18 protein-coding genes are annotated in these 23,996 nt (G+C 56.2%); 13 read left to right on the forward strand and 5 right to left on the reverse strand.

Annotated elements, in window-relative coordinates:
• Nucleotides 1–4 precede the first annotated feature (4 nt).
• From FEM03_RS07130 to FEM03_RS07140, 3 genes are read right to left on the reverse strand one after another with little or no spacing between them, the layout of a single operon-like run.
• Complete coding sequence (locus FEM03_RS07130; RefSeq protein ID WP_138085511.1) at nucleotides 5–538, reverse strand: hypothetical protein; 534 nt, start codon at nucleotides 536–538, stop codon at nucleotides 5–7.
• Nucleotides 525–1,745, reverse strand: coding sequence for a hypothetical protein (locus FEM03_RS07135; protein ID WP_138085512.1), 1,221 nt, complete (start codon nucleotides 1,743–1,745; stop codon nucleotides 525–527). The genes FEM03_RS07130 and FEM03_RS07135 overlap by 14 nt, the downstream gene beginning before the upstream one ends.
• Nucleotides 1,746–1,792: 47 nt before the next feature.
• Nucleotides 1,793–3,076 (reverse strand): YncE family protein, encoded by a 1,284-nt coding sequence (locus FEM03_RS07140; protein ID WP_206170909.1) that lies wholly within the window; start codon nucleotides 3,074–3,076, stop codon nucleotides 1,793–1,795.
• Between the two features lie 408 nt (nucleotides 3,077–3,484).
• Between FEM03_RS07140 and FEM03_RS07145 the strand changes: the two genes are divergently transcribed.
• From FEM03_RS07145 to FEM03_RS07165, 5 genes are all read left to right on the forward strand, one after another.
• A complete protein-coding gene (locus FEM03_RS07145; RefSeq protein ID WP_138085514.1) occupies nucleotides 3,485–4,159 on the forward strand; it encodes a type IV pilus modification PilV family protein in 675 nt (224 codons plus the stop codon).
• 218 nt (nucleotides 4,160–4,377) lie between these two features.
• Complete coding sequence (locus FEM03_RS07150) at nucleotides 4,378–5,088, forward strand: hypothetical protein (protein ID WP_138085515.1); 711 nt, start codon at nucleotides 4,378–4,380, stop codon at nucleotides 5,086–5,088.
• A gap of 29 nt (nucleotides 5,089–5,117) precedes the next feature.
• Nucleotides 5,118–5,552, forward strand: coding sequence for a hypothetical protein (locus FEM03_RS07155; RefSeq protein WP_138085516.1), 435 nt, complete (start codon nucleotides 5,118–5,120; stop codon nucleotides 5,550–5,552).
• 431 nt (nucleotides 5,553–5,983) lie between these two features.
• The gene (locus FEM03_RS07160; protein WP_166442694.1) at nucleotides 5,984–9,121 is read left to right on the forward strand and encodes an autotransporter-associated beta strand repeat-containing protein; all 3,138 of its coding nucleotides are present in this window, start codon (nucleotides 5,984–5,986) and stop codon (nucleotides 9,119–9,121) included.
• 69 nt (nucleotides 9,122–9,190) lie between these two features.
• Nucleotides 9,191–12,133, forward strand: a complete 2,943-nt coding sequence (locus FEM03_RS07165) for a PEP-CTERM sorting domain-containing protein (protein WP_138085518.1) — start codon at nucleotides 9,191–9,193, stop codon at nucleotides 12,131–12,133.
• 372 nt (nucleotides 12,134–12,505) lie between these two features.
• On the opposite strand, the gene FEM03_RS07170 is transcribed toward FEM03_RS07165, so the two are convergent.
• Both FEM03_RS07170 and FEM03_RS07175 read right to left on the reverse strand, forming a co-directional pair.
• Nucleotides 12,506–13,072 carry a hypothetical protein gene (locus FEM03_RS07170; protein ID WP_138085519.1) on the reverse strand — a complete coding sequence of 189 codons (567 nt, stop codon included), beginning with the start codon at nucleotides 13,070–13,072 and terminating at the stop codon, nucleotides 12,506–12,508.
• A 9-nt stretch (nucleotides 13,073–13,081) separates the two neighbouring features.
• Nucleotides 13,082–13,270 (reverse strand): hypothetical protein, encoded by a 189-nt coding sequence (locus FEM03_RS07175; protein WP_138085520.1) that lies wholly within the window; start codon nucleotides 13,268–13,270, stop codon nucleotides 13,082–13,084.
• Between the two features lie 203 nt (nucleotides 13,271–13,473).
• On the opposite strand from FEM03_RS07175, the gene FEM03_RS07180 reads away from it, so the two are divergent.
• The 8 genes from FEM03_RS07180 to gspG all read left to right on the forward strand — a co-directional run bounded on the left by FEM03_RS07180 (nucleotide 13,474) and on the right by gspG (nucleotide 23,978).
• A complete protein-coding gene (locus tag FEM03_RS07180) occupies nucleotides 13,474–16,854 on the forward strand; it encodes a hypothetical protein (protein WP_138085521.1) in 3,381 nt (1,126 codons plus the stop codon).
• 7 nt (nucleotides 16,855–16,861) lie between these two features.
• Nucleotides 16,862–17,656 (forward strand): hypothetical protein, encoded by a 795-nt coding sequence (locus FEM03_RS07185; RefSeq protein WP_138085522.1) that lies wholly within the window; start codon nucleotides 16,862–16,864, stop codon nucleotides 17,654–17,656.
• Between the two features lie 31 nt (nucleotides 17,657–17,687).
• Nucleotides 17,688–18,368, forward strand: coding sequence for a prepilin-type N-terminal cleavage/methylation domain-containing protein (locus FEM03_RS24710; RefSeq protein WP_206170910.1), 681 nt, complete (start codon nucleotides 17,688–17,690; stop codon nucleotides 18,366–18,368).
• A 32-nt stretch (nucleotides 18,369–18,400) separates the two neighbouring features.
• Nucleotides 18,401–19,501: an ABC transporter ATP-binding protein gene (locus FEM03_RS07195; protein WP_166442695.1), complete on the forward strand. Its 1,101-nt coding sequence runs from the start codon at nucleotides 18,401–18,403 to the stop codon at nucleotides 19,499–19,501.
• A gap of 13 nt (nucleotides 19,502–19,514) precedes the next feature.
• Nucleotides 19,515–20,534, forward strand: a complete 1,020-nt coding sequence (locus FEM03_RS07200) for an extracellular solute-binding protein (protein WP_138085524.1) — start codon at nucleotides 19,515–19,517, stop codon at nucleotides 20,532–20,534.
• Nucleotides 20,535–20,571: 37 nt separating this feature from the next.
• Nucleotides 20,572–22,239 (forward strand): ABC transporter permease, encoded by a 1,668-nt coding sequence (locus FEM03_RS07205; RefSeq protein WP_206170911.1) that lies wholly within the window; start codon nucleotides 20,572–20,574, stop codon nucleotides 22,237–22,239.
• Nucleotides 22,240–22,301: 62 nt separating this feature from the next.
• On the forward strand, nucleotides 22,302–23,525 hold the full coding sequence (locus tag FEM03_RS07210; protein WP_138085526.1) for a hypothetical protein: 1,224 nt from the start codon (nucleotides 22,302–22,304) through the stop codon (nucleotides 23,523–23,525).
• Between the two features lie 18 nt (nucleotides 23,526–23,543).
• Nucleotides 23,544–23,978, forward strand: a complete 435-nt coding sequence (gene gspG, locus FEM03_RS07215; protein WP_138085527.1) for a type II secretion system major pseudopilin GspG — start codon at nucleotides 23,544–23,546, stop codon at nucleotides 23,976–23,978.
• Nucleotides 23,979–23,996 lie beyond the last annotated feature (18 nt).

Below are 23,996 nucleotides of genomic sequence, written 5' to 3' on the forward strand. Positions count from 1 at the left end.
AGATTTAGGATTTGCCAGCTAAGGCAGCCGCATACCAGCGCCAGAATTCGATCATCACCACCACCTCGCTGGGCGACTCCTTGTCTGGAACGACCCTGACGGACGGAACCACACGAAATTGCGAGGGGGCCAGCAAGCCGTGCATCCAGGTCACGACTTTTTCCAAATCGCCCTTAACCGCGAGCGTAACGCCGAACTGCTGATAGTATTCAGTATTGGTGGTCTCTTGAAGCTGTTGTGACTGGACGGTCAGGCCGAGTTGTTTCGCGTTTTTCACGATGGTATCGAGTTCGGCATTGGCCTCCAGGGCACCTTCATTGGCGACGGGCTGGCTGTTTGTCACCCACTGGTGCTTTTCGAGCCATTCAGGCGCTTCAGCCAGCATGCTCTCGGTTTCGAACTGCATCAACTCCAGGTCATGCTTGCGACGTTCGATCTGCTCCTGCCAGTTCATCAGGCGCTGGCTGAGCACCAACGCGACGACCAGGGTGAACAGCATCCCTGCAACCATCAGAAGACGGCGTTCATTGGATTTCATCGGCACCTCCTTGAGTCGGGATTCCTTCCACGCGGAAATTGGCACGGTTGTCGTCAAGGATGGTCGGCTGGGGGGCGTTGAAGGCAAAACGCTTGAGCGATGCGGCCGTCTTGAGGTCGGACTGGAACTTGGACGCATGAATCAACGAAGTTGCCTCGCCACTGATCACGACCTTTTCCAAGTCCATGCTGAATTCCTTGAAGCGGATGCCTTCGGGCGGCAGGAGCGCTACGATCTCGCGGAACACCTCCAGAGGGTAGTTGTCGCGGTTGACTGCTGGCTCCAGCGCCCACCATTGCACCTGCGCCTGTTGAACCCGTTCCACTTCCGGCTGGCGGGCGTGGATTTGGGTGAATGATCGGTTCAGTTGCTGTTCCTGCCACATCAGCCAGCCAGCCCATGCGGCAAACCCAAACACCAAGACCCCAAGCAAAGCCAGCAGCGCACGAAGTTGCTGACGTTGCTTGCGCTGTTGAATACGTGCAGTAGCGGCTGAGGCGGGCAGCAGACCGCAAGGCTTTGCGGGCGATTGCGGAGTAGGTCTTGCCTCGATCAGAACGGGAATGGCCAGAGCCGTCTCCAACGCTTGTTTGAATTCCTCGGAAATCTCCGTCCAGACATGCAACGTTGTCCATCCATGCAATGGCCAATTGACGGCGAGAATATGGCAGATGTCCCGAATTTCACGAATGGCATCCTCTTGAAGTTCGTGGGCGCTGATAGCGGACACATGCAGCAACGTTTCGCCCTGGGTGAAGGCAAGCACGAATCTTCCGAGCTCCTTCCACAAGATGATACTGTTGCACGGAAGTGGAAAAAACGAAACGGAAGGCTCGAAAGCATCGCCATCCTGTGCCCGGACGGGACTCCCAAAATCGATGTCAGCCAGCGCCAGCGTTCCCATCAACACCCCTTGGTCGCTGGCGGCGACTTGCCATGAGAACCAGTGGCAGCCCGCCGCCGGAGTCTCCACGCCGAGGGCATTCCAACGTAGCGCCACGGTGGCCTCCAAGGGAGCGTCATCACCGTCAAACGCTAGCGCGGGGAAAGGGCTGCTTACCAGGGATCGCAGGGGCACTGCCTGAATGCCGTGTTTGGCGCGGGCTTCGCCTTCCTGTCTCTCCCATAATCCGTCACGATCACGTCGCCATTGCTCCCACCTGTCTTCACCGGGCAGATGGAGGATTGTTGAAGGGACGTTGCTCATGGGAATGACCGCCGCCCTCAAGAACGGACGAGCGCGTTACGGGGTGGTCAGCGTTGCGGACGCCAAGCTTCGATTCGGGACACGACCCCCTTGGGAGCCTCCCGGTGTTTGACGCTGCGGGTGGCGAGGTCATAGACCATCCATTGCTGCGCACCTTCCGCACCGACAAGAAGCAGCAAAAGTTGATTTGAGCTTTCGGAGACGGGTTCCACCCGCGTCACCGGACCTTCAAACTCAATCGTTTCCATGGTGGCTTCTCCACCCGCTTCCAGCGGTGCGAGATCGAAGACCAACAGCTCATTGCTGGTGCCGGAGATTTCATTGCTCAAACCGGAACTGCCTCGTGCTTTCACCTTGCCGGAAATCACCGTCACCGCTTTCTTCGCCGTCGGCAGCCAGATCGGATGCTCTGCGCCCGCCTGTGCAGGAAAGGTTTGCGTGATCTTGCGTTCCTTCAAATTCACCAGGACGAGCCCGCCATTGTCGGAGGCATTGCTGACCAGCAAGCGCTCCCTTCCTCCCGCCTCGAACTGCATGCCCCGGTCTGGAAATGACGTGCCCCAAGCCCCGTCCAGCGCGGTCGATACATACTCCAGATTCTTCCATTCACCCTTCAGCGCGGCGTCGAGGTCGGCAAAGGCCAGCGCCCCATACAAATCTAGCGTCAGGGCAATCGTGTTGCTTTTCGGTGCCACAAAAATGAGTTCCGGATTCGGCCCCTGTTCACGCAGGTCAGCGGCGATGTGCAATTCCGGGCGGTTGCGCGGCAGGGAAAGATCGTGCCGAGGGGTGAATGGTTTTGGGTCAAAAACTAACAAACGGCTGCCCATATGCTTGCCTTTTTTGCTGTCCTTCTGGAAACTCACCAAAGCCACCTGCTTGTCCGGCAAGAAAAGGATGTCCTCCCCCTTGCGACCGGACGGCGACATCTGTTCCTCTGAATTCCATGTCCTCTCGATGGTTGCTTGCTTGGGGTCAATCCAATAAAAGAAACCTTCCCCAGCGGTGAGCATCAGTTTGTTGTCGACCAAAGCGATGTCGGTGGTTTCCCCGCCAAGTTGCAGCTCTTTGTGGAATTTGGGAGTGCCGCCAAGCTGGTAAAACCACACGCGGTCGGATTCATCGGAAGTCACAACGGCATGGCCACCGTCTTTGGTGATGGCCAGCTTCTTCGGCTGGTCAAGGCCGGGGCCTTCGATGGTTTGATGACCCTGCCACTGCCCGGTTTGGTCATGAACGGCGATGCGTGCAAGACCTCCGTCACCCTCCTTGCCGTGCGTATAATAGAAAACCACGGCATGGGCTGGCGTGGCAAGAAGTGCCAAGGTCATTGCGCAGAACGAGATCCACAATTTCATAGCCACCAACCATGTCGCTGTCCGCAACTAAGGGCGATGTTCAATTTGTTACATATTTGAAACAAAGCCGTCACAAAGAGAATTGCTTGGGTAAATGTCTTGAGGCGGGGTGGCAAAAGAGAGGTTCGACTCAAAGGGGCATGACCAGCTTCAAGAACAGGTAAAGAGGTTTGCCAATAGAATGCAGATGAGGGTGCAAGTAGGTCCGTGAATTGCCTCACATGCCATTATTATGCGCATGAATTTGAGAAATCTAGAAGATTTTCAGCGCCTGAAATTCCTAGTAAACAGTTGATAATGAGGTGTTTCTATTTTGTGACGTAATCGTGTCATGGAATTCAACGACATTTTCTTTGACGGCTATATTTATTTTAGCGTCACATGCAGAACCTTTTCATCAGTTCACCAATTTGCCGATTTTCCGAGAGAGGGCAATCCGATCAGCATTGCCTCCTGAAGGCGGCTGAAGCCAATTGCAGCATAGAAGTTAAGGGAGCTGTAATATCTCAGGTTATGTCTGTTAGGCTACAGATGCGGAGGGGCTTTACCCTGATGGAGGTTGTTGTTACCTTGGGCATCTTCGCATTGTTTGTCGGCGTGCTGGGACTGTTTCCACAGCTAATGAATGTGTCCGCTGAGTCCGCCATCGAGACCCGTGCTGCCCATATCGCCCAGCAAGTGGTGCGTGATTTGGTGCCCGCCTTGCACACCTTGCCGCCAGTGGATTCAGAATCGACGGACCCGGACGGACACCCGCCCTCGGTGGTGCCCTATGGAACTATTGTCAGCGAGGTGACCATTGACGGTGGGCAGGTGGAAACGGTGGACTTGCGTGAGTCAGGGGTTCACACCGGTCACTATGACCTTGAGGGACTGCCCGTTGCAGTAGATGACGTCAACGCCCGGTTGAGAGTCGAGGTGAAAATCACCCCGGAGGCGAATCGCATCGGAATTTGCCAGGTCGAGGTGCGAGTGCGCTCCCTTAGCGCTTCCCCTGAAACTCCCGCCCATCGCTTTTTCACCAAGGCCACCTTTCCGAGAAAGGAGGGGTCGTAGTCATGACTGTTCAGTGGCTAAAGGATGACGCTAAGCGCTTTGGACTGCGGCGGATTGCCGGGCTTCGCCCGCCCTTCGGGCAGCCTTTGGCTGGCTGTCTACACTCCGTTTCGGCTGACGCCGCTTTTTCCAGGACTTCTGCCGCGTCGGAGCAAGCTCCTTCCTTCCAAAGCGGTGGCAAACCACCGCCCTCCAAAATTTCAGCGGGTTTCAGTCTGGTGGAATTGCTTGTCGCCACCACGGTGGCCATGCTGATGCTGACTCTGCTGCTGACGACGTTCTCCGGCACACTCGAATCCTGGACGACCACCGCCGCCCGCAGTGAAACCTTTAGCGAAGCGCGTGCTGCTCTGCACCTTTTGGAAAGGGAGTTGAGGCACGTTGCTCCCAAAATCGAAAGCGAGGGCGAGACCCTCCACGATGTCATCACCGGACTGGAAGCGCCGGTTGGCGGAATGGACAAGGCACTAGGATTCTTCTGCAAGGTGCCGCATCAGGGGCAGCCATCCACTTCTGCCCAAAGTAACATTTGCGGTGTCACCTATTTTCTGGCGCCAGAATCGAGTCAGGTCAACGCACCCCATGCCTTGTTCCGCCGATTGATTCCCAGTGGAGACACCTTCGCCATGTTGAGTGAAGCCCCTACCGGTTTCTTTGCGGATGCCTGCTTGGTCGACGACCTAGCCGAAGTGGTGGCGCAGAATGTCATCGATTTCCAGGTGCGTCTGCGGGATTCGCAGTTAACACCCGTGGCATTCCCCGCCACACCCACGTCGCCCACGGATGCCGCCTTTGTCGAGGTGAAGCTAAAGGTCATCAGCACCCGTGGGGCACAAAGTTATTTCGATCCCGTCGTCTCCGCCGCGCAGAAGGACAAGGTTGCCCTTCAGGAAGCGCGGGAGTTCACCCTTCGTCATCCGCTCCGGTGATTTTCCAATTTTCATCTCTTACGCTCGACATGAATTCGACCACCAATAGTGCCGCCGCCAGTCCGGAGTGGCTGTATCATTTCGAAGAAAGGCTGCACGATTTCACGCCCAGTTTTCCAGACATTCTGGATGGGGTCGTGTTTGAGCAGCTGGTGGCTGACGCCTTGGTGTTTCGCGTGGTGTTGACGCTGAACGAGCGTCAGTGGGTGCTGGAGAGGCTGGCGCAGGGGGTGGCGTTGCTTCACGACTGGCAGCATGACAGCCGCCGCCGCAGTGCGAATTCGTTGCGGGCTCTCTCGCTCCTGCCGCCGCTCAGCAGTGCAGTCGATACCTCCGCTGCCTATGGCATTGCCAACCGCCTCATTCAACTGGCCGTGCGCCTCATGGAGCATCCCAACTACATCTCGGAAATCGGTCAAGACCTCGGCCTGTTGTGCCGGGATTCCTTCTTGCCTGCCGCATGAACCCCTTTTTGAAACTGTCGTGAGCACACCCATCAACATCACCACAAACAACTTGCCTGCCATATCGCGTCGAAGCGAAACAGGTGCGTTGCCGGGTGCCGCTTTCGGCAGAACCGGCTTGATGGTTCGTCCCACGATAGTGTCCATCAAAAAAGTCTGCCGCGCGGGCAAGGCGGCGTTTCGGGGACAGGCTAAAAGCCCGTCACACCCACAGGCAGGAATGCCTGTGTCACCCAATCTTTCAGAAGCCCGTTTCCGAGCCGCAGGCGCTCCGGGTTTCGCAACCCTTTGGCGCGGGCCTTCCCACCGCGTCAGAACCAAAGCCCCAAACATACGATGCATCCCGCAGGGATATAAGCGGCCCTGTCCCCTTGCGGGAAACGGGATGCATCGGTCCTCAAGCACGCATGAGCTTCCCACTCATAATAGTAATGGTTAGAGAAAACTCAGTCAATAATCGAGAGAGAAACTCAAATCAAAACACGATTATGAAACTTAACAAATTCACATCTTATCTGGCCCTCATCGGGCTGGGCGTAGGAGCGGCGATTTCGCCGTCTCTACGTGCTCAACAGCCTGAACCGGCTGACACCCACGGCATCAAAAGTGGGTCTGCCGGTCCAGTCATTACCGATCCGGCAGAGGCCATCGAAATCGATTTCGACGATTTTGATCATTCCTCGACCGTCAACGCGGCAGGATCAACGCTGGCCACTCTTCCGACATTGCCAGGCGGCTTCTACCTTCTGGGCACGCCCAAGTCATCAAATTTGAGGTATAGGGGCCTGAGCGCCGGCACTGAAGGTTCTGTTCCTGCCGGCGGTTTCTACTCCTATGGCAATGATCCTGATGAACGCTCCCTGGGCGTTCTGGAAGGGGCTACCAGTGAGCTGCGCGAATCCCGGATTGGTTTCAAATTCGAGAACGACACGAGTGCGAATATTGATCGTATTCTTGTCAAATACGACTTGGAACTTTGGCGCGACGGCGAACGCCGCAATCGCCTGCGTCTCCGCTATTCGGACGTCCAGAGCCCTCTGATCGAAGACGAAGACAATGACGACTGGAGCGACATCCAATTGGACGTTGGCGCGGTCGTCAACAATGAAAGCGACGCCACGGCCAACGGCGTCTCCGCCACTGGAACCGCTTTGATTCTCCTCAATGATTCTGGAGATCACCGCTCAGCATTGGCCGACGGCGACGTCGGTTGGCTGCGCTGGCAATACTCCTCCACGTCTGGAGAAGACAGCGGCACCCGCGACGGCCTCGGTTTGGACAATGTGGTGGTTCAGGCGTTGAAAAGCGGAACGGACTATGTCTGGACTGGTGCGACCGAAGACATTTGGAGCACCTCTGCTGCCGAGTGGAACATTGGCACTCAGGTTGTTTGGGACAACACCGATAAAAATGCCAAGTTCAATGGCAGCGGCCAAACCCCGGTGAATCTGGCTTCCGCCGGTGCCACCGCGGTCGACCTCATCGTGGAGGCCAATCCATCCAACTTCGGCACCTTGGGTGATTACACCATCGAGCCAGAGTCTGGTGATCCCGTGCTGACGCTTGAGGGCATCGTGAACAACGCCGTTAATGTTAACGTCGATGTCAAACTTGATGTGGATGACACTCAAGTCCCTGGCCTCTATAAGATCGGCGCTGGCACACTTAACTTGGGTGCAGCCAGCAACCCATTTGCTGGTGGCCTGAACATTCTGGACGGCGAAGTTCAGCTCGGAATTGACGGTGCGTTAAACACCACTACGCCTAACCTTGTGAACGTCAGCGCCGGAGCTAGCCTTCTGGTAGGCGACCACACCGCCACGGTTGGCGGTCTCACCAGCGTGGTCGGCGGAACGGTCGAGTTGAAGCCTGGATCAGGCGGAACGAAGACCTTCACGATAAACGTTGCAGATGGCCTACAGGCTCTCCATCGCGGCGCTTTGTCCGGCTATGCCGACAAAGTCGTGAAAACCGGTCCCGGCTTGCAGAAGTTCCAGACGAGCACCAAAACCTACTACGCCAAGACTCTTGTCGAGGACGGGGTGCTGCAATTGACGGAAAACAGCGGCCTGCCCAACACCTCGGAAATCAAGGTGACCAGCGGCAGCGGCATGCAAGGTGAGTTCTACCTCTACAGTGATTCCACGTCCAATGAGGACTTCAGCTACCCCCAGTCCATCACCCTTGAAGGTGGTTACCTGCGGGCGGAAACTGAAGGCGGTGCGACCTTGCTCAGCGGCGTCGCGCTTGGTGCTGGGGACAACCGCATCTACTCCAGCGGCGGAGCCACCCATGAGTTCCACATCGATGGCGTTATCAGCGGCACCGGTGACTTGCGCAAGCAAGGCACGGGTTTCCTCTACCTCAATAATGCTAGCAATACCTACACCGGTGAAACCAACATCAACAACGGCACGATCGTCGTCCCCGCCACGGGTTCGCTCGGCAGCGGCAAATTGTGGTTGACTGATCCTGATGAGAATCGCCGTCTGGTGCTGGAAGCGCCAACGATGGGCACCAAGGTGGTGACGGTGGCAGGCTTGGAAGGCAACTCCCCCGACCTCGAACTAGAACTGGAGCAATCCGGTTTCATCGAAGTGCCGGATGGCGTGGAGTTTGAGATTGACCAAGTGGCTTCCGTGGATGGTGAAGATGAGGAAATCAAACCTTCCTATCAGGGTGACTTCGAGGGAGATGGTTTGATCGTCAAAAAAGGCAATGGCACTACTAGGCTCACGCGCTACGTGAAAACCTTCGAAGGCGACTTCATCGTCGAGGAAGGCGTGCTACAGGTATCTGCGGACGGTCAACCCACCAGCGCTGTCAGCATTACGGTGGAGCAAGGAGGTCAGCTTCGCCTGTCCTCTGGCGTGGATGACATCGGTGATATTGCCGATGCCACCTATAACTTTGGCACTCCGGTGGTTCTGAAGAGCACTCAGCGCGAAGTCAGCGGCGTCGTCGTCTATCCAGAAGAGGGATTCGGCGTCCTCGGCGGTCTGCGTTTCGACCCAGACACGGGCATTCAGTATGGAGCGTTGGTTTCTGGCATCCAGGTGGACGCTGCCTCCGACATTCATATCAATGGTGTGGACAAAGTGCTCACCTTCAGCGGAGCTCTTACCGGATCGGCTGCCCTCAGCCGCACCGGTGGCGGGACATGGGTCATCGAAGGCGACGCTTCTGGTTACACAGGAGTATTAACGCTGAGCAATGGCACAACTGAGTTGAGCGCGGCTCAAGTGTTCGGGGGGAGCGTCGTGGTGAATGCCGACGAGTTGGTTGTGGAAGCGGACGCAGAAATCCAGGGCGATCTCACCGTGGCCAACGCTGCAGTCATCGCTTATACAGCGGATCCGAATAACATCATCATCGTTGGAAACGACGCCGCACTCGCTGCTGGTGCGGTTATCGACTTCCAAGGAACTGGCGTGCCCGGCACCACCTACACGGTGATTGTGGCAGGTAACTCTGTTAGTTTGGGAGGTGCGATCAGTGTAGTCAATACGCCGACAGCGGCAACAGTGAACAACACAGGCACCGATCTCGAAATTCAACTGGCTCCATAACGCTCAACTTCGTTTAACCATCTTGGGAGCCCCTCTCATGGGGGGGCTCCTTTATTAAAAAAAAACTACATGACAATCCTTTGCAAATCAAAGCTATTACGCATCTTCTTAGGTGCAGCTGTTATTACAGGAGCATTCCTTGAGGGAATTTCTTACGGGCAGACATTTCCCACTACTGGAAGCCAATATATCTGGAAAGTTGGCGACGGCACCTACAGTGACTGGACCACAAATTTCTCCTTTAACAATGCCGCTCCGACGTCGGCACCCAATGCAGCGCGAGATGTGGTCTTTGGGTGGGAAGGCACTCCCTCTACTGCAGTTATTTCTCTCGATCCATTGGTAACAGCCACTGGTTCCACATTCCCATCAAACGGAAACGCCAGGAGCTTTAACATCTACGACGGTGACTACACATTTGATTTCAACGGCAGCACCTCCACCATTCCTTGGAGCAATAAAATCTGGCGATTCGGCAATGGTGCGGGCAACACACCAACAGTGCATTTCACTGATTCGACGAATGCAGATCAATCCATCGTGTTTACAAATCTGGTGATTGGCGACAATGGAAGCTCCAACAATGTTTGGGGGGGGGGAGATGCGACCATCACCTTTGACCCAAATGTGACGCACTCTCTTACTACCGCTGGCACTCTGACTGTGGGCTCGACAGCCGGAGGAGGGGGGAATGAGTTCAACGTGCAGGCCGGACAAAACATCACGCGGGGCGCGATCACCGTGAATGCTGGGGCGGGTAACAAGATTTCGGTAAGTGGTGGGGGCATGCTTTCCACGACGGCGGCGACAACGGTTGGAGCAGGTGCCGGGCTTGTCGTCGAAGGGCAAGATAGCAATTTCACAAGGATCGGCAGCACCGAGTTCACTATTTCCGGTGACGTTGTGGTGAGCAATCGAGCAACGATCAACCAAAGTGGCAATGGCAATGTCCTCGCTGTCAACAGCGGTGGTAGTTTGACCGTGGATAATAGCGCTTTTGCCATAGAGCGCGCTGGAATAAACGGCAACAATACTGTTCCCGCAACGATCAGCGGGCTGCTAGATGTTAGCAACGGCGGACAGTTTACAGGCACGTTCACCGGTGACACGGCACTCCAAAGTCTATTTAGAGTGAGCAGCACGGGTCATGTGGTGGTGGACAACGGGAGCACCTTCTCCATCAACAACGAGTTGGAATTGCAAGGGGGGGCTCAGTTCGAGGTGAAGGGCAACAGCGCGGCAGAAGTTGGAACATACGCCACCTATTATTTCAGTAGTAATTATGTTATTACGGATACGCCGAGCGTGGAAGAGGGGAGCGCGTTCCGCTTTGATGCGTTGAAGTTGATCAACAGAAACGCCGTGGCACCCCAGTTTGGAACCACAGAATACGTAAATTTGCTCAATGCCGACGGCTACGCCAAAGGTCTGCTGATCTGGGGAACCGGAGGAACGATTGTCGGCCAGTTCAGTGGTCATACCGAGGCGTATCTGGCTTTAGCATCCGGCACTCGGCTGCAACTGGACGGGCAGGCGAGCACGCTCTACAGCGTCTCCCGGTTTACCGTGCAAGAAGGCGCATCGCTGGAAGGGACGGGCACGGTGGATACTGGATCTTTCACCAATCTGGGTCTCATCAACGCCGGGAAGAACGACGGTGCCGCCGGTGAGGCCGGGGTGCTGAACATTAGTGGAAGCACCATCCAGGGCCAGGGGGATGTGACGTTTGACATCTTCGGCCATGATGCGCCGGGCGTGAGCTATGATCAGGTGCGCGCGTCTGGCGTTGACTCGGCAGGGCTAGGCACGGTGAGCGTGAACGTGTGGGATCGCGGCGACGGCGGGCTGGACAATTTGTTTGCAAGCACCTTCTTCGAGCTGTTCCGCAACACGAGCGGCGGGGACCTGAATCTGCAAAGTGTCGCGGGTTATGATTTCAGCCAATCCAGCGCTGTGCTGGGGGATCTCGGCTTGGGCTGGGACACCAGTGAGTTCGCGGCTACCGGGGTGCTGACCTTGCAGGAAGTGGCCCGGCTGGTCTTTGAGGACGCGGTCACCGGCGAGGAACTGGCCCCCGGCTCGACCTTGGACCATGGACAGAAGCTAAAGGTGACCAATGCTCTCTATGGCTTCCTGTCGGTAGGTGAATTCACCGAGATTGGTGACGGGGTGGATGCCTCCATCACTTCCAAGGAGGTGAGCAACGCGGGCTTTGAAGTGTATGGTCTGGACGCAGGCACGGAGATCGCCAAATTTGATGGGGAAGAATACCACTTCACCGAAGGCACCGTGTCTTTCGTGAACGTCAACGCGCTGAACGGCACCCATCGCGCGACTCTCAGAGTCGGCTTCGACCACGGCAATCCGGACGTAACCGCCACGCCCGTGGTGCGCGAGTGGGAGCTGAGTCAAACCGTGGCCAGTGCTACCGCCGCGACTTACGGGGAAACTTACACGGCTTATGTGGACGCCGGCGGGAGTTATGCCGGGTTCTGGCTGGAAAGTCAGGACGGCACCATGGCCAGGTTAAAGGGCGGCCAGGCCTCCAGCGCGGTGATTCTGCAAATGAGCTTCGATGACATGACAGGGGAAGTGACCGGAGGAGCCAACAGCCCGCAGTTCCTCAGCGATGTGGTGAGCGTCACGGGCACAGGCGATGACTGGTTCGTGCTCGAACTCACCTATAACGAAGAGGAATATCTCGGGTTGTATGGAGAGCTTGGCGCGACGGACATGGACGCGCCGCTGTTGGCCTGGTTCGACGGTAACGATTGGGTGAACGCCGTGTTGGGAAACACGAGCGGCACCGCGCAATACTACTCGGGCTTGTGGCAGGAAAGTTACGGCCTGGGTTCTTATGGATGGGATGAAGAAACCGGCATGGTGTGGGCGGTGCTGGACCACAACAGTGACTTTGGAGTGCTGGGTGGCAGCGTAGTGCCTGAACCAAGCCGGATGGTTTTGGTGCTGTTGGGGGCGATGGCTTTGATCTTCCATCGCAAGCGGAGGTGACAAGATGGAGGGCGGGACAGGCCGATGGCGTGTCTCAAATCGGAAGCCTGGAACTGGTGGCGCGGTTCCAGGCCTTTAAGTCAATTTCATTAAGCCAGACATAGAAAAATGAAACAACCACTGTTAAGCGACAACGAGAAAAGTGCGGCGGTCTGGCGCCGTCTGGGGGGGGAGGCATGGGTTTGGGAAACCGATGCCCGCCATCGATCGCTTGCGGTGGCTCCCGGACAACTCCCGGCGGCGTCAGACCATTGCACTTTGATGAGGAAGAGCAGGAAACGCGCCGAGATAGGGGTTTCTTTCGGGAAAGCAATCAAAAGCAAGTTTGGCCCTGCCTCCGGGGGCGGGAAGCGGCAGTATGCAATTTCCCCTTTACTGGAGCGGCAGGAAATAACCGGCGATGCACGCCGGGTTGCGCACGCAAATCTGAATGTGGTCCAGCTGCCGGATGCCTGCGGTGGGATAAAGAGGCTCGCCCTCGGTGAAGAAAGCGCGCACGGTGTCGAAGGGAGCCTGGTAGTCTTCTTCTCTAAAAACGTGGAGGGATTGGAATACGGCGCAATCAAGAGCGCGCGCTCCCAAATCTTTTCCAGTATTGGCCGGAACGGGTTGGTTGGCTTCCCGAAACACGCCCAACATGCGCTCATAGGCATTTTTGACGAGGTCGAGATGCTCGACCTGAACCAAATCAAGACAGCTTCTCAACTCAATGATCGCTCCGAGAACGGCGGGACGTTTCACTTTACCACGCTGTTTGCTGGACTCATCCAGCGCCCAGCGATGGGCGCGTTCAAAGCTGTCTTCCCAGAAGTAGAGACCGTGGCCAAGCCAGTCGTAATCGTTCTCACTGGGATTCAACGCATCCTCACCCGCCACGATCTTCTTGGCGACGCTTGCATCACAGCCGTGATACCCCAAAGCGTATCGATTCCAAGGCATGGAGCTTGTTTAACGGTAAGGTTTGGCGAGCTTGCCTTCTGTATCGAGAATGCCAGCACGCTTGAGGAAAGCAATCGCTGTCTTTTTCGACTTGGTCACACGCTTGTAAGTAGTCTCAATGGATTTAAGTTCGGCTTCCACATCCAAACGATATGGCGAGCCATGAAGGGTGGGGGTGCTGATGGTGCTCTTGGCCATGTTGCCAAGAATACAGGGGAAAGCTCCCAGGTGCCAGTGGAATTTTGCTCGGGGAGGTTGGCTGGCAATTCTCCCAGGGGAGGCGGACGTTTGTCTCGCGGTTTTGCAGGCTGTCCGCATTCCATGGAGCGGTGCGGCGAGGGCGTTGCGAGAAACCAGCGGACAAGAATGTCCGCACTCCTTCCTTTTTGTTTACAAAACCCATGATTATTTCCAAACATCATTGCCGATCTGACAGGGGCGTCTCCCTGCTCCTCACGCTGATCATCATTTCCGCCGTCGTTGTATTGTTGACCATCATGGCGCGGTTGGTGTCGGTGGACAAGCGGGTGAGCGCTGGTTACAGCAACATTCTGCGTGCTGAACTCGCGGCCAAGGCGGGCGTGGCGGATGCCTCGGAGGTTTTGCTTGACCTGTTTCAGAAATATCCGGATTCGGTGACTTATTGGGATCGCCAGTTGGGGGCGACGGAAACGCCGGGCACGGTGTTCATGTTTCGCGATCTGCCGCCAAACCAAGAATACGTCGGGAGCAACGGAGCGGCGAAGGTGTATGCCAGGCCCTTGATCTCCGGAGCGGAGACGAAGGAGTTCTATCCGACAAATGAATATGCGCAAACACTTCCAGAGACGGCGGTGGAGGCGGCGGAGTCCACGGACATAAACTTGCCCAAGCGTTTCAATGGCAAAGACGAAAAGGGCTGGATCGGTGCGCCTCCGGGGAAGACCACACTGCCAGGCAAAACCAATCTCGAAATCCGCGTGCCGTGGGTGGAAATCACAGATGAGGACGGACTTGTGGTGTCCCGCTATGCGTATTGGGTGGAAGACGAAAGTTTCAAGCTGAACGTGAACAAGACGCATGAGCGACTGCGCGGTGATGTGGCAACCGAGTCGGCCGGAACTACCGGGGAATACCAGCCGCTTGCGAGCCTGCGCGGGTTATTCGATTCGATGGTTGCGACCAGTGTGCATGAGGCGCGGACGAAACTGACAGCTACGGACAGCCGGATGCTGTCGCCGATGCAGATAGGGCATACCACTGTGTTGCCAGATGAAATGACGGCGGAAGAGTTTGGTCGAGAATATCGTTTTTTGCTCACTACGGAGAGCACCGGGTTGGATTTGTCTCGTATTGGGGCGAAGCGGCTGAACGTGAACCATGTTGTGCGGCACAGCCTTAGAGAGGCTTCACTGGATGCGACGGGCAAGCCGGATTTGAGCAGCGGCGACGTTGCCGAAGAAGTGGGCAAAGGAGTGGAGCGCCTCGAAGCGGCCATTCATGCCAATGCACCACGTTTCGGCCAGCGATTCTACCGGCTGAATGATGCTGATCTGCTCGTCCCTACCCCCAGCGGTTCGGGCACGGCGGCGGTTGTTTCCGGGAAGAACAGCCTGGATGTGCTTCGCACCGCCCTTGATTCCCATGAGGAAATGTATGTGCGCAAGGTGGCAGCGAATTTGTTTGATTATATCAGTCCGTCCGCGAATCCGACGGTGATCGACAACGGAGGCAATGTGCTGCTGGGGACTCCCATGTATGCACCGGACATCTGGCAAACCATGGAAACTGTCGGGACTGAGGAAAATGCACTGGTGGCAGTAGGCAAGAAACGGCTGCCTTACTTCACGGAATACATGCTGCATGTGAAGCAGGCGACAGGATGGAATGACCGGTCGCCGATGAATGATACCAATGGATATAGAGACTACTGGCTGGAGATTGACCATTACTTTGAGTTCTGGAACATGACCAACAAGGATATTGTTCCCGCTAACGGCGACCTTGGACCCGACCCTTATCTCGCATTGGAGAACCAGCCGGGCATTGCGGTTGCCGATGACACACTGATGCCCCCCAGCAACGGGCGTCCGGGTAGTGACGTGCATGAGGGACGGCCCTTCGAAATCAAGCTGGATGAGCAATTCATTACCGACGCTGGTGATGAAGACCTGATTTTTCGAGCCGGGTCAGTTACCGTCATCACCACAGATCCCAATTACAAAACGAAAGGGCCAAGCTGGATAAGCAACAAGAAGGTGTATGCAGCAAAAGCACTCTATCAGTTGGGAACGGATGTGACGTGCTCGGATGCTAGCACCTTTTATGGTCCCAAATTTGAAGAAAGAGTGGAGGGCAGCAGGATGATACCTCCAGCCAATGCTCGACGTTATCATATCATCAGCTACGATGGTCGCACTGATCGTGAGATCCAGTTCGGGCGCAACATGGAAGGTGCGACAACTATGAAAGTGGTGCTGGGGAACGGGTATGGATTGTTGGACGCCCATCCCTCCCTGGCGATGGACAAGAATACTACGAACATGCTTGTCGTCAAAAGTGGGAGAGATAACATGTATCGCGGCAGCATTGCGGATGGTGGCTTGACGGGGCAGTTTGACCCAAGAGGTAACCTTGAGCCACTGGACTATCATTTGGAAGCGGCCTCTTCTACGACGGCCACGGATGTCAGTAATACTTCGATGGGCCGTTTGAACGGGCAGGCCGGGACGGACACCGGACCCAAGGACAGCCACCTGGGGGATATTGCCAGGGAAGAGTTTGCTGACACCTCGTATTGGAAATCTGATCGGGTTTCCTATGTTCAAGGGGCTTCAACAGGTCCGATGGTTGTGGCGGGCGAAGCAATGAAATCTATTGGCGAACTTGGTCATGTGTTTGATCCCGTCCGGGTGGGTTCCACGGACATGACGCATCTGCGCAGACGGCGCGCCGGTGGGCGCACGCTGACCGTCGGCCAGCCGGACAACGCCTGGGACGGCACGCGCACCGCTGCGGTAACGACGGCGGAGATGGCGTTTCAGACCTCCCGTAGCCGGGGTTGGACGGCCTGGCGTCTGGCTGATATTTTTACGGTGCGCGAGGATAAGAGCATGCGTGGTGATGCCAAAGTGGCAGTGGAGGGGCTTTACAACATCAACGGGTTCCTGCGCGACGAAGGGCAGTCGCTCAAGGCGTTTTTGCAGGGGGTGAACTTTGAACCGGGCGAACAGTCCGATTCCAACCTGGCAGGCAAAACTCTTTCCACATCCGACATGGAGAGCTTGTTAAGGGATAATCTCCTGACGGTCATCCCGCCCAACCAACTCAAGTCGGGCGGAAACGCGCTGGCCAATCTCATGTCCCAGAGACTACGGCGGAACATTCCCCGGCGTTTCAGCCCGCTATGGGAGCGGGGGGAGCTTTCCCAACTGGCAATGTTTGACCCCGCCGCGACTTTGGGACCGTTACTTCATACAGGCGTCAACGCGAACCAGGTGAATGACCGTGGACGAGAGGAGATTTTTCGTCGGTTGGTGGATATGATTACTACCAAAGGCAGCACTTACAGTGTGTATGTGGTGGGGCAGGCACTCAACAGGTTGGGCAACCCCATTTCCACCAAGGCGCAACGGGTGACGGTGCGGTTGCATCCGGTATTTGATCCTGTGCTTTACGAGCCGGAGGATGAGTATGGTGCGGGAGGAGATAACTTTGATCCTACTGATGTCACAGAGGTGGAAAAACGGTTCCGTGCACCGGATGCCTGGACTGTGGAAATCGTGAACGTAGAGGACGCCTGAGCATAATATGAAGAATATTCCTATCCAACCTGAATCAACACTATCGACGGCAAGCCGATGGAGTTGGACGAGTTTCACGGCGGTGATGATTCCTGCACTGTATTGTTTGGGAGCGTTTGTCTTCATCGCCGCACAGGAGCAGCCTGCTAACGAAGCTGACCTAGCAGCAGGACAGCAAGTGGCCTATGTGCGTTATTGGGCGGTGCTGGGCGATCCTTCATCGCAGGCAACTTATTCATTGTTCGCGACACCTGACAACCCAGGCGGCGGCGACGAGAAGCAAGAAGTGTTTTCTGGACTAAAAGGCAGCTATCGAAGTGGCTTTGGTAAAGACTACTCCAAGGTCACACCGGGAAAACGCCGATACACCCTGGTTCTGGATGGCGATATGCAGGAGAAAGTGGCTGAGGTCGAACATGATTTTGAAAAAGGCTCCGCGTATGTTCTGATCGCAGCCTTTGAACATGGAAAGCCTGTGCTGAATCTCATCCCAGAGTTTCCCACGGAACCGGAGAAAGATGGAATTTATATCTACAATCTTCTTACGGAACCCGCCCTGAAAGTGCAAATCGGGAATTTTGAGCCTGAGGTGGTGCCTTCTTCAGTTTTTCTGCCGCTGCATATTCCCGCCGCCAAGACAGGTGGAAGTCCCGTTACTTTGCTCTACGAGTCCAAGCGAAAAACTCAGATCCGCAACGCCGTTCGTTACGATGGCCATGGCAGGACCACTGTGGTGTTTATGCGAGATGGTTATAGCCGCCCGGCGGCTTTTGTTTATTCAGCCAACCCCGTCACAGACTGAAACCATGAACGGAATGCAATTCTCTTTACCCATGCAGAGACCGCAAAGGCCATCCGGCTTCACCTTGATCGAACTGATCGTGGTGGTGGCAGTCATTGCAGTATTGGTGTCATTGACGGCGATGACGGTGATGGGGTTGCAGTCGCCGGGTTCGCGACAGGGGGCGATGTTGCAAATTACCCAGGCGCTGGAGGAGGCACGCATGACGGCCATTGAGCAAAGTGCAACAGTCTATGTTGGGTTTGCTGATGCCGGTCATCCCGATGAGGAAAAAAAGCTTTGCGCCCATTTGCTTTTTCGTGAATACACGACGGAGGAAGTCGCGGCCATGACTGCACCGCCTGCCGCCAACACTTACAAGGCATTGACGGGCTGGAACCTGCTGCCTAAGGGATTTTATCTTGATCCAGGCACGGTGGATTCGTTGCTGGCGGGAGATACGATCAAGATGGATGTCGTGGGATTGCCGGGGGAGCCGGAGAGCGTGTATGCGATTGCCTTTGGATCGCTGGGTCAAGTGGTGAAGCCGGAGCAGACGGCGCTCGCGCCGATGGTGGTGATGCCGGCGGAGCTGGTGGATGGATCTGGAGCTTTAAAAAAGGTCCCCAACAGCGATGCCAGTGCCTTCAGTGTCCAGATTAACCGGTTTACGGGGCGGGTGAAAACTTATGATGGACTGCCCGTCACGGAACCATCCGGCCCATCAGAATAAACAAAAAAATGTCACAACGTTCGCCATCTTTCATGCCAACCACGCCGCCCGCTTCTTCGTCCGCGCCTTATCTGCAAGCCGACCAACTCGGGAAATTCTACGGGGAGAACCGAGTGCTCAATGGAATTTCGTTTTCATTGGAGCGGGGCAAGTGTCTGGCATTGCTCGGGCCTTCCGGCTGCGGCAAATCCACCTTGTTGAACATCCTCGCCGGACTGCTGCCCGCAGACGAAGGTCGGGTGCTGCTGGATGGCAAGGTGATCGAGGAAGCGGTGACCGGCGTGAGCCTGCCAGCTCAGCATCGGCGCTTTTCGGTGGTGTTTCAAGATTTGAGCCTGTGGCCGCACATGACGGTGGCGGAGAATGTGGGCTTTGGCCTCGATAATCAGCGGCTTGCTGATGATGAGAAACACCGCCGGGTCGATGAGGCGTTGAAAAGAGTGGAGATTTATCCGTTGCGGCACCGGCATCCGGCCACGTTGTCGGGTGGACAGCAGCAACGCGTGGCGATTGCGCGGGCGATTGTGGTGGAGCCTTCGGTATTGTTGATGGATGAACCTCTGGCGGCACTTGATGCGAACCTGCGGGAGACGATGCGTGATGAAATTGCTGGGTTGATCCGCCGATTGAACATCACCACCATCTACGTGACACACGATCATACGGAGGCGTTGACCATTGCGCATCAGGTGGCGGTGATGAACGAGGGCAATATTGAGCAGATTGCGGCTCCAAGAAAAATTTATGACGAGCCTGCGACGACGTTCGTGGCTTCATTTCTGGGCAGCGCCAATGCGTTTCTCTACACTTATGAGATGCAGGCATTGCAGAATTCGTCGGGTGAGGCGCTGTTTCCACCACGTCCGGTGAGCACCCAGCATTGTTATTTGATGGTTCGTCGCGAGCATGTGCGCATCATTCCGGTGGGACAGGCGGATGAGTTTCCCATTGAGGATCTCATTCAATGGAAGGCGACCTGTGTGAAGAACACGTTTTCAGGAGAGCGTTATGAAGTGCAAGCGGTGACTGCGAAGGGGGAGGTGTTCAGGGGATTCACGCGTGAACCGTTGCCGTTGGATCAACCGGTGTTGGTGGAGTTCGATCCGAGGCAGGTGATGCTGGTGGAGAAGTGACCGGAGGATTTGTATGCAAGCTTTCTTGAAGAGAACATTTGGACGAAAACGAGCCGCTTGGCTGTTGTTAGGGGCGTCGGTGATCGTGCTGGCATCCTGCGGTGAGCGCCCGGCCAAAAATGAGCTGGTGGTGTATTCTGCGGGACCGCGCGAAATGGCGGAGAGCATTTGCAAGGAATTCGAGAGACGAAGCGGTGTTCCTACCAGATTGTTCAGTGCGACGACCGGGGAGATCATGGCAAAACTCGCAGCGGAGGAGTTCCGTCCCCAAGCTGACGTGGTGATCCTCGCGGGGCAGACAGCGGCGGAGGTGCTTCGAGAGCAGGAGCTACTGGCTCCATTACCAGAGGGTGATTATTTGAAGATGAACCCGGCCTGGAACGATCCAGATGGGTTTTATGCTGCCACGGGTGCTTGTGCGCTGGGCGTGGCGGTGCCTATGGACCGCAAGGATGTGACGCTCGACTGGCCTGCTATTTTTGATGGTGCCATTGAGGGAAAGTTTATCATGCCCTCACCATCGCAGTCGGGTTCCAGCGCGGAGTTCGTAGTGAGCTTTCACCTGAATTCGCCGGAGCTGTTCTGGAACGGCATGAGGGGCTTGAAGAAACGCGGTTTGCAGGTTTCCGGGCCGAACAACCAGGCACTGACGAGTCTGATTCTCGGGGCACATGAGGGTGTGATGGGGGCGGCGGATTATTTGGTGTTCCGCCAGATGGAGAAGGGTGAGCCGTTGGCGATGCACTTTCCACCGTCGGGTTGTCCGTTAAGCTTGCGGCCCATTTGCATCCTGGCATCAAGCCGCAATCTGGCGGCGGCGGAGGATTTTGTGGAATTCTGTTTCACCAAGGAGGTGCAGTCCATGATCGCAGCGATGCATCTGCTGCCCGCTGATCCGGAGGTCGAGTTGAGTGAGCAACGCCGGTCTGCCCCGGAGCTTCGTCCGCTGTTGGTGGATGTGCGGGAGGCGCGCAAGGCGCAACAAAAGGCGCTGCACCAGTTTCGTTATGAGATCGAGAAAGGAGTCAGATAAGCACGGCATGAGTCATCGTATTTCTGCTTCAAAGCCGTTGGGGAAAACCCGCCCACGTCTGGCTTGGCCGGTGATGGGAGGCTTGATAGTGGTGGGCATCACGGTCGGTTATCCCTTGCTGATGCTGCTGTTGCAAAGCGTGTTCCCCAATCTGATGCGCGGCAGCCTGGAAGGGATGTTCAGACCCTACGCGGAGCTGTGGGCGATGGAAGGGCTGTCACAAATGTGGGTGAACTCACTGGCTTGCGGGGCTTCGGCCACGCTGCTGGCCTGGGTGCTGGGGACGTCGGCGGGATGGTTGCTGGCACGCACAGATATTCCGGGGAAGACATGGCTGCGGGTGTCGCTGTTGATTCCGGTGATGTCGCCGGCTTACTTGTTGGCGCTGGCTTATGTGCTGATCTTCCAACCAAACGGATTGTCCGAAGCATGGGGAATACCCGCGCCTGATTGGATGAAGTCGGCTTTTTTTAGCTTTGGCGGCGTGGTGATGATCATGACGCTGACCACGTTTGGAGCGGTGGCACTGTTGGTGGAGTCGGCGCTACTTGGCATCTCCACTCGAATGGAAGATGCGGCGCAATGCATGGGCACTCCTCCATGGAGAACTTTTCGTTCGATCACATTGCCGCTGTTGCTACCAGCGTTGATCAATGCGGGTATCCTGGTGTTTATTGATTCGGTTTCGAACTTTGGCATTGCGGCAATCCTTGCCCCAAGGGCGAATCTGCCTTTGCTACCTGAAGTGATTTACGAGCAGTTGACCACATGGCCGGTAAACCTGCCGCTGGGCAGCGCACTGTCGACCATCCTGGCGGTCACGGCGATGGGGATGGTGTTCATCAGCCAGCAGTTTCTGGCCACGCGGGCATCGGTGAACGGGCGCATCCCGGCGATGCGGCTGACACCGTTGAAGACGCGCGGCAAAGGATTGGGATGGCTGTTTTTTGGAGTGCTGTTTTTGTTGAGTTCGGCACTGCCGGTGGCTGCGGTGGTGTATATGAGCCTGATCGGCAAGTGGCACGGTGGATCGCCCGCGTTCACGCTGGAGCACTACGCAAACCTGTTCAAGGAAGGATCGTCGGGATGGCAGGCACTGAGCACGAGCCTGTTGCTGAGTCTGGTGGCCGCTACTTTGTGTGTGGTGGTGGGATCGATGGTGGCGTATGCGCTGGCGCGGCATCGGGGGAGATTGGTGGCGTTTCTGGATCAACTGGCAGTGCTGCCGCGTATTGTTCCCAATCTGGTGGTAGCCGTGGCGTTGATCCTGGCTTGGAATGTGCCATGGAGCCCGCTGCCCATTTACGGCACGGTTGGTATCTTGTTGCTGGCCTATGTGGCGCTCTATCAAGCCACGGCGCTGAGGTTCGCAGATGCAGCCATGCACCAGATCACGCCGAAGCTGGAGCAGGCGGCGGCGTGCCTTGGGGTGTCGCGGTGGCGCATCCTGTGGGGAATCATTTTGCCGATGATGCGACCAAGTCTTTTTGTGGCCTGGATTACCATCGTTATCATGTGTCTGCGGGATTGGGTGGCTTCCATCATGCTACTGCCGCCGGGTGTGCAGACAGTGGGCAGTTTTATCTTCAACCAGTTTGAGCAAGGCGATTTCGCTCAGGCGATGGCGATGACGGTCTCCACGGTGGTGTTGAGCACAGTGCTGCTGGTTGTCACTAATTTGAACTTCTATCGCAAGGTTTTCTAAACTAAAAGAATCATCATCAACACACGCTCCTCACTCCTTTTCCCTCCAAGCTCCGTAAAATCATGATCTCCATCTCATCCGTTATTCTTGGCATTTTGTTATTCTGCCTGTTGGTGGCAGCCGCCGTGTATTTTCTAGGACTGCGACCCGCGCGAATCGTGGAGCAATGGGCTGCGGGTTTGAGCAATGGAGGGCATTTTCCGAAGAAACCCATTGTGAACGGCCTTTATTGGCTGCTGCCGGTGCATCGGGAGTTGCAGGCGGTGGCGGACAAAATCGAAGGGCTGCAGAAGCAAGTTCAGGAGGCAAGGTCGGGGATTTCTGATGAGGCGTTTCTCAAACATTGTGTGCTGGCCAGCCTTTTGGAGGGGGTGATGGTGGTGGATGCGCATGGAGTGATCACCCTGGCGAACGTGGAGTTTATCCACATGTTTCACCTCAACCAGAGTCCTTTGCGGCGACCAATGGGCGAGGTGGTGGGCGACCGCAAGCTGCAAACGATGGTCGTGGAGGCAATGACCTCCGGGCAGGTGCGTTCGGGCCGATTTACCCGTCCGGCAGCCCTGGCTGAAGTGGGAAGGCCGCAAACCATTGAGGTCAGTGCGGTGCCGTTGCGTTTGCACAGGGACAAGGTTGGGGGTGTGATCGTGCTTTTCCTGCCTCCGCCGGACCGGCTACGCATCGTGCAGGACATGAAGCGCCATGCGCAGCGGCTGAACAATTTGGTGAACGAGGTCGCCTTTTCCCGCATCGGCAGTGGCGAGGCTGCCGCATTCAACCGGCACGAGGTGGATGTCCATGAGCTCTTGAGCGAGGTGCTTTCAGCATTCAATGTCAAGGCGGAGAACGGCGCGATCAAAGTTCAGCGTCATGGCAAGAGTGAGTCAGTGACCTTGCACGGGGATGGGGATCTGGTGCGGCTTGCCATGGGGCATCTGCTGGACAACCTGACCTTTGATCTTGATACGGTGACGGAGATCGATTTGGAGGTTGCTTCAGGCAATGGCGAAGTGGTCATACAAACCACTTTTACCGGTGGCAGCATGGCGGAACTTCAGTTGCGCAGGGCGTTGGCGCTGCCTCTGGATCTGAACGTGCCCGGCGTGCCAGTCATCGGAGGTGCGAGCTTGGGATTGGTGCGGGCGGTCATGGAAAAGCATGGGGGGGCCGTGGAAGCGGAGATTACCGAATCCAAGCAATTGCGAATCATCTTGCGATTCCCTGGACAGTCCGTGCAGCTCGCTGCGGGCATGGAAACGTTGCAAAACCAAAGCGAACTCGCCTGAGCCTTGAATCCAACTGAGATGAGAACGATTTACCCTACCCGTCGGTGCCGTGCTCGCGGCTTCACCCTCATGGAAATGATGCTGGTGCTTTTTATCATTGCCCTAATTGTTGGCGGCGGTGTGGTGCTGATGCAGAACGTGGGGCAGGACGCGGAGATTTCCAAGGCGAAGTCCGACATCCGCTCCTGGGAGACAAATTTGATCCGTTACAAAACCAAGGCGCTGGCACTGCCGACGCAGCAACAGGGGCTGGAGGCGATGGTGGTCAAACCTACGGTGGAACCTATTCCGCGCAGTTGGACGCCGATGGCCAAGCCGGAGGCGTTGCTTGACCCCTGGCAACGGAAGTATCAATATCGAAATCCGGGCAAGCAGAATCCATCCAGCTATGATGTGTTTTCACTGGGTCCTGACGGTCAGGAAGGGACGGAGGATGATGTTGGCAACTGGTGATTCATCCGATGCACCACG

Source organism: Phragmitibacter flavus (assembly GCF_005780165.1).
Taxonomy (GTDB): Bacteria; Verrucomicrobiota; Verrucomicrobiia; order Verrucomicrobiales; family Verrucomicrobiaceae; genus Phragmitibacter; species Phragmitibacter flavus.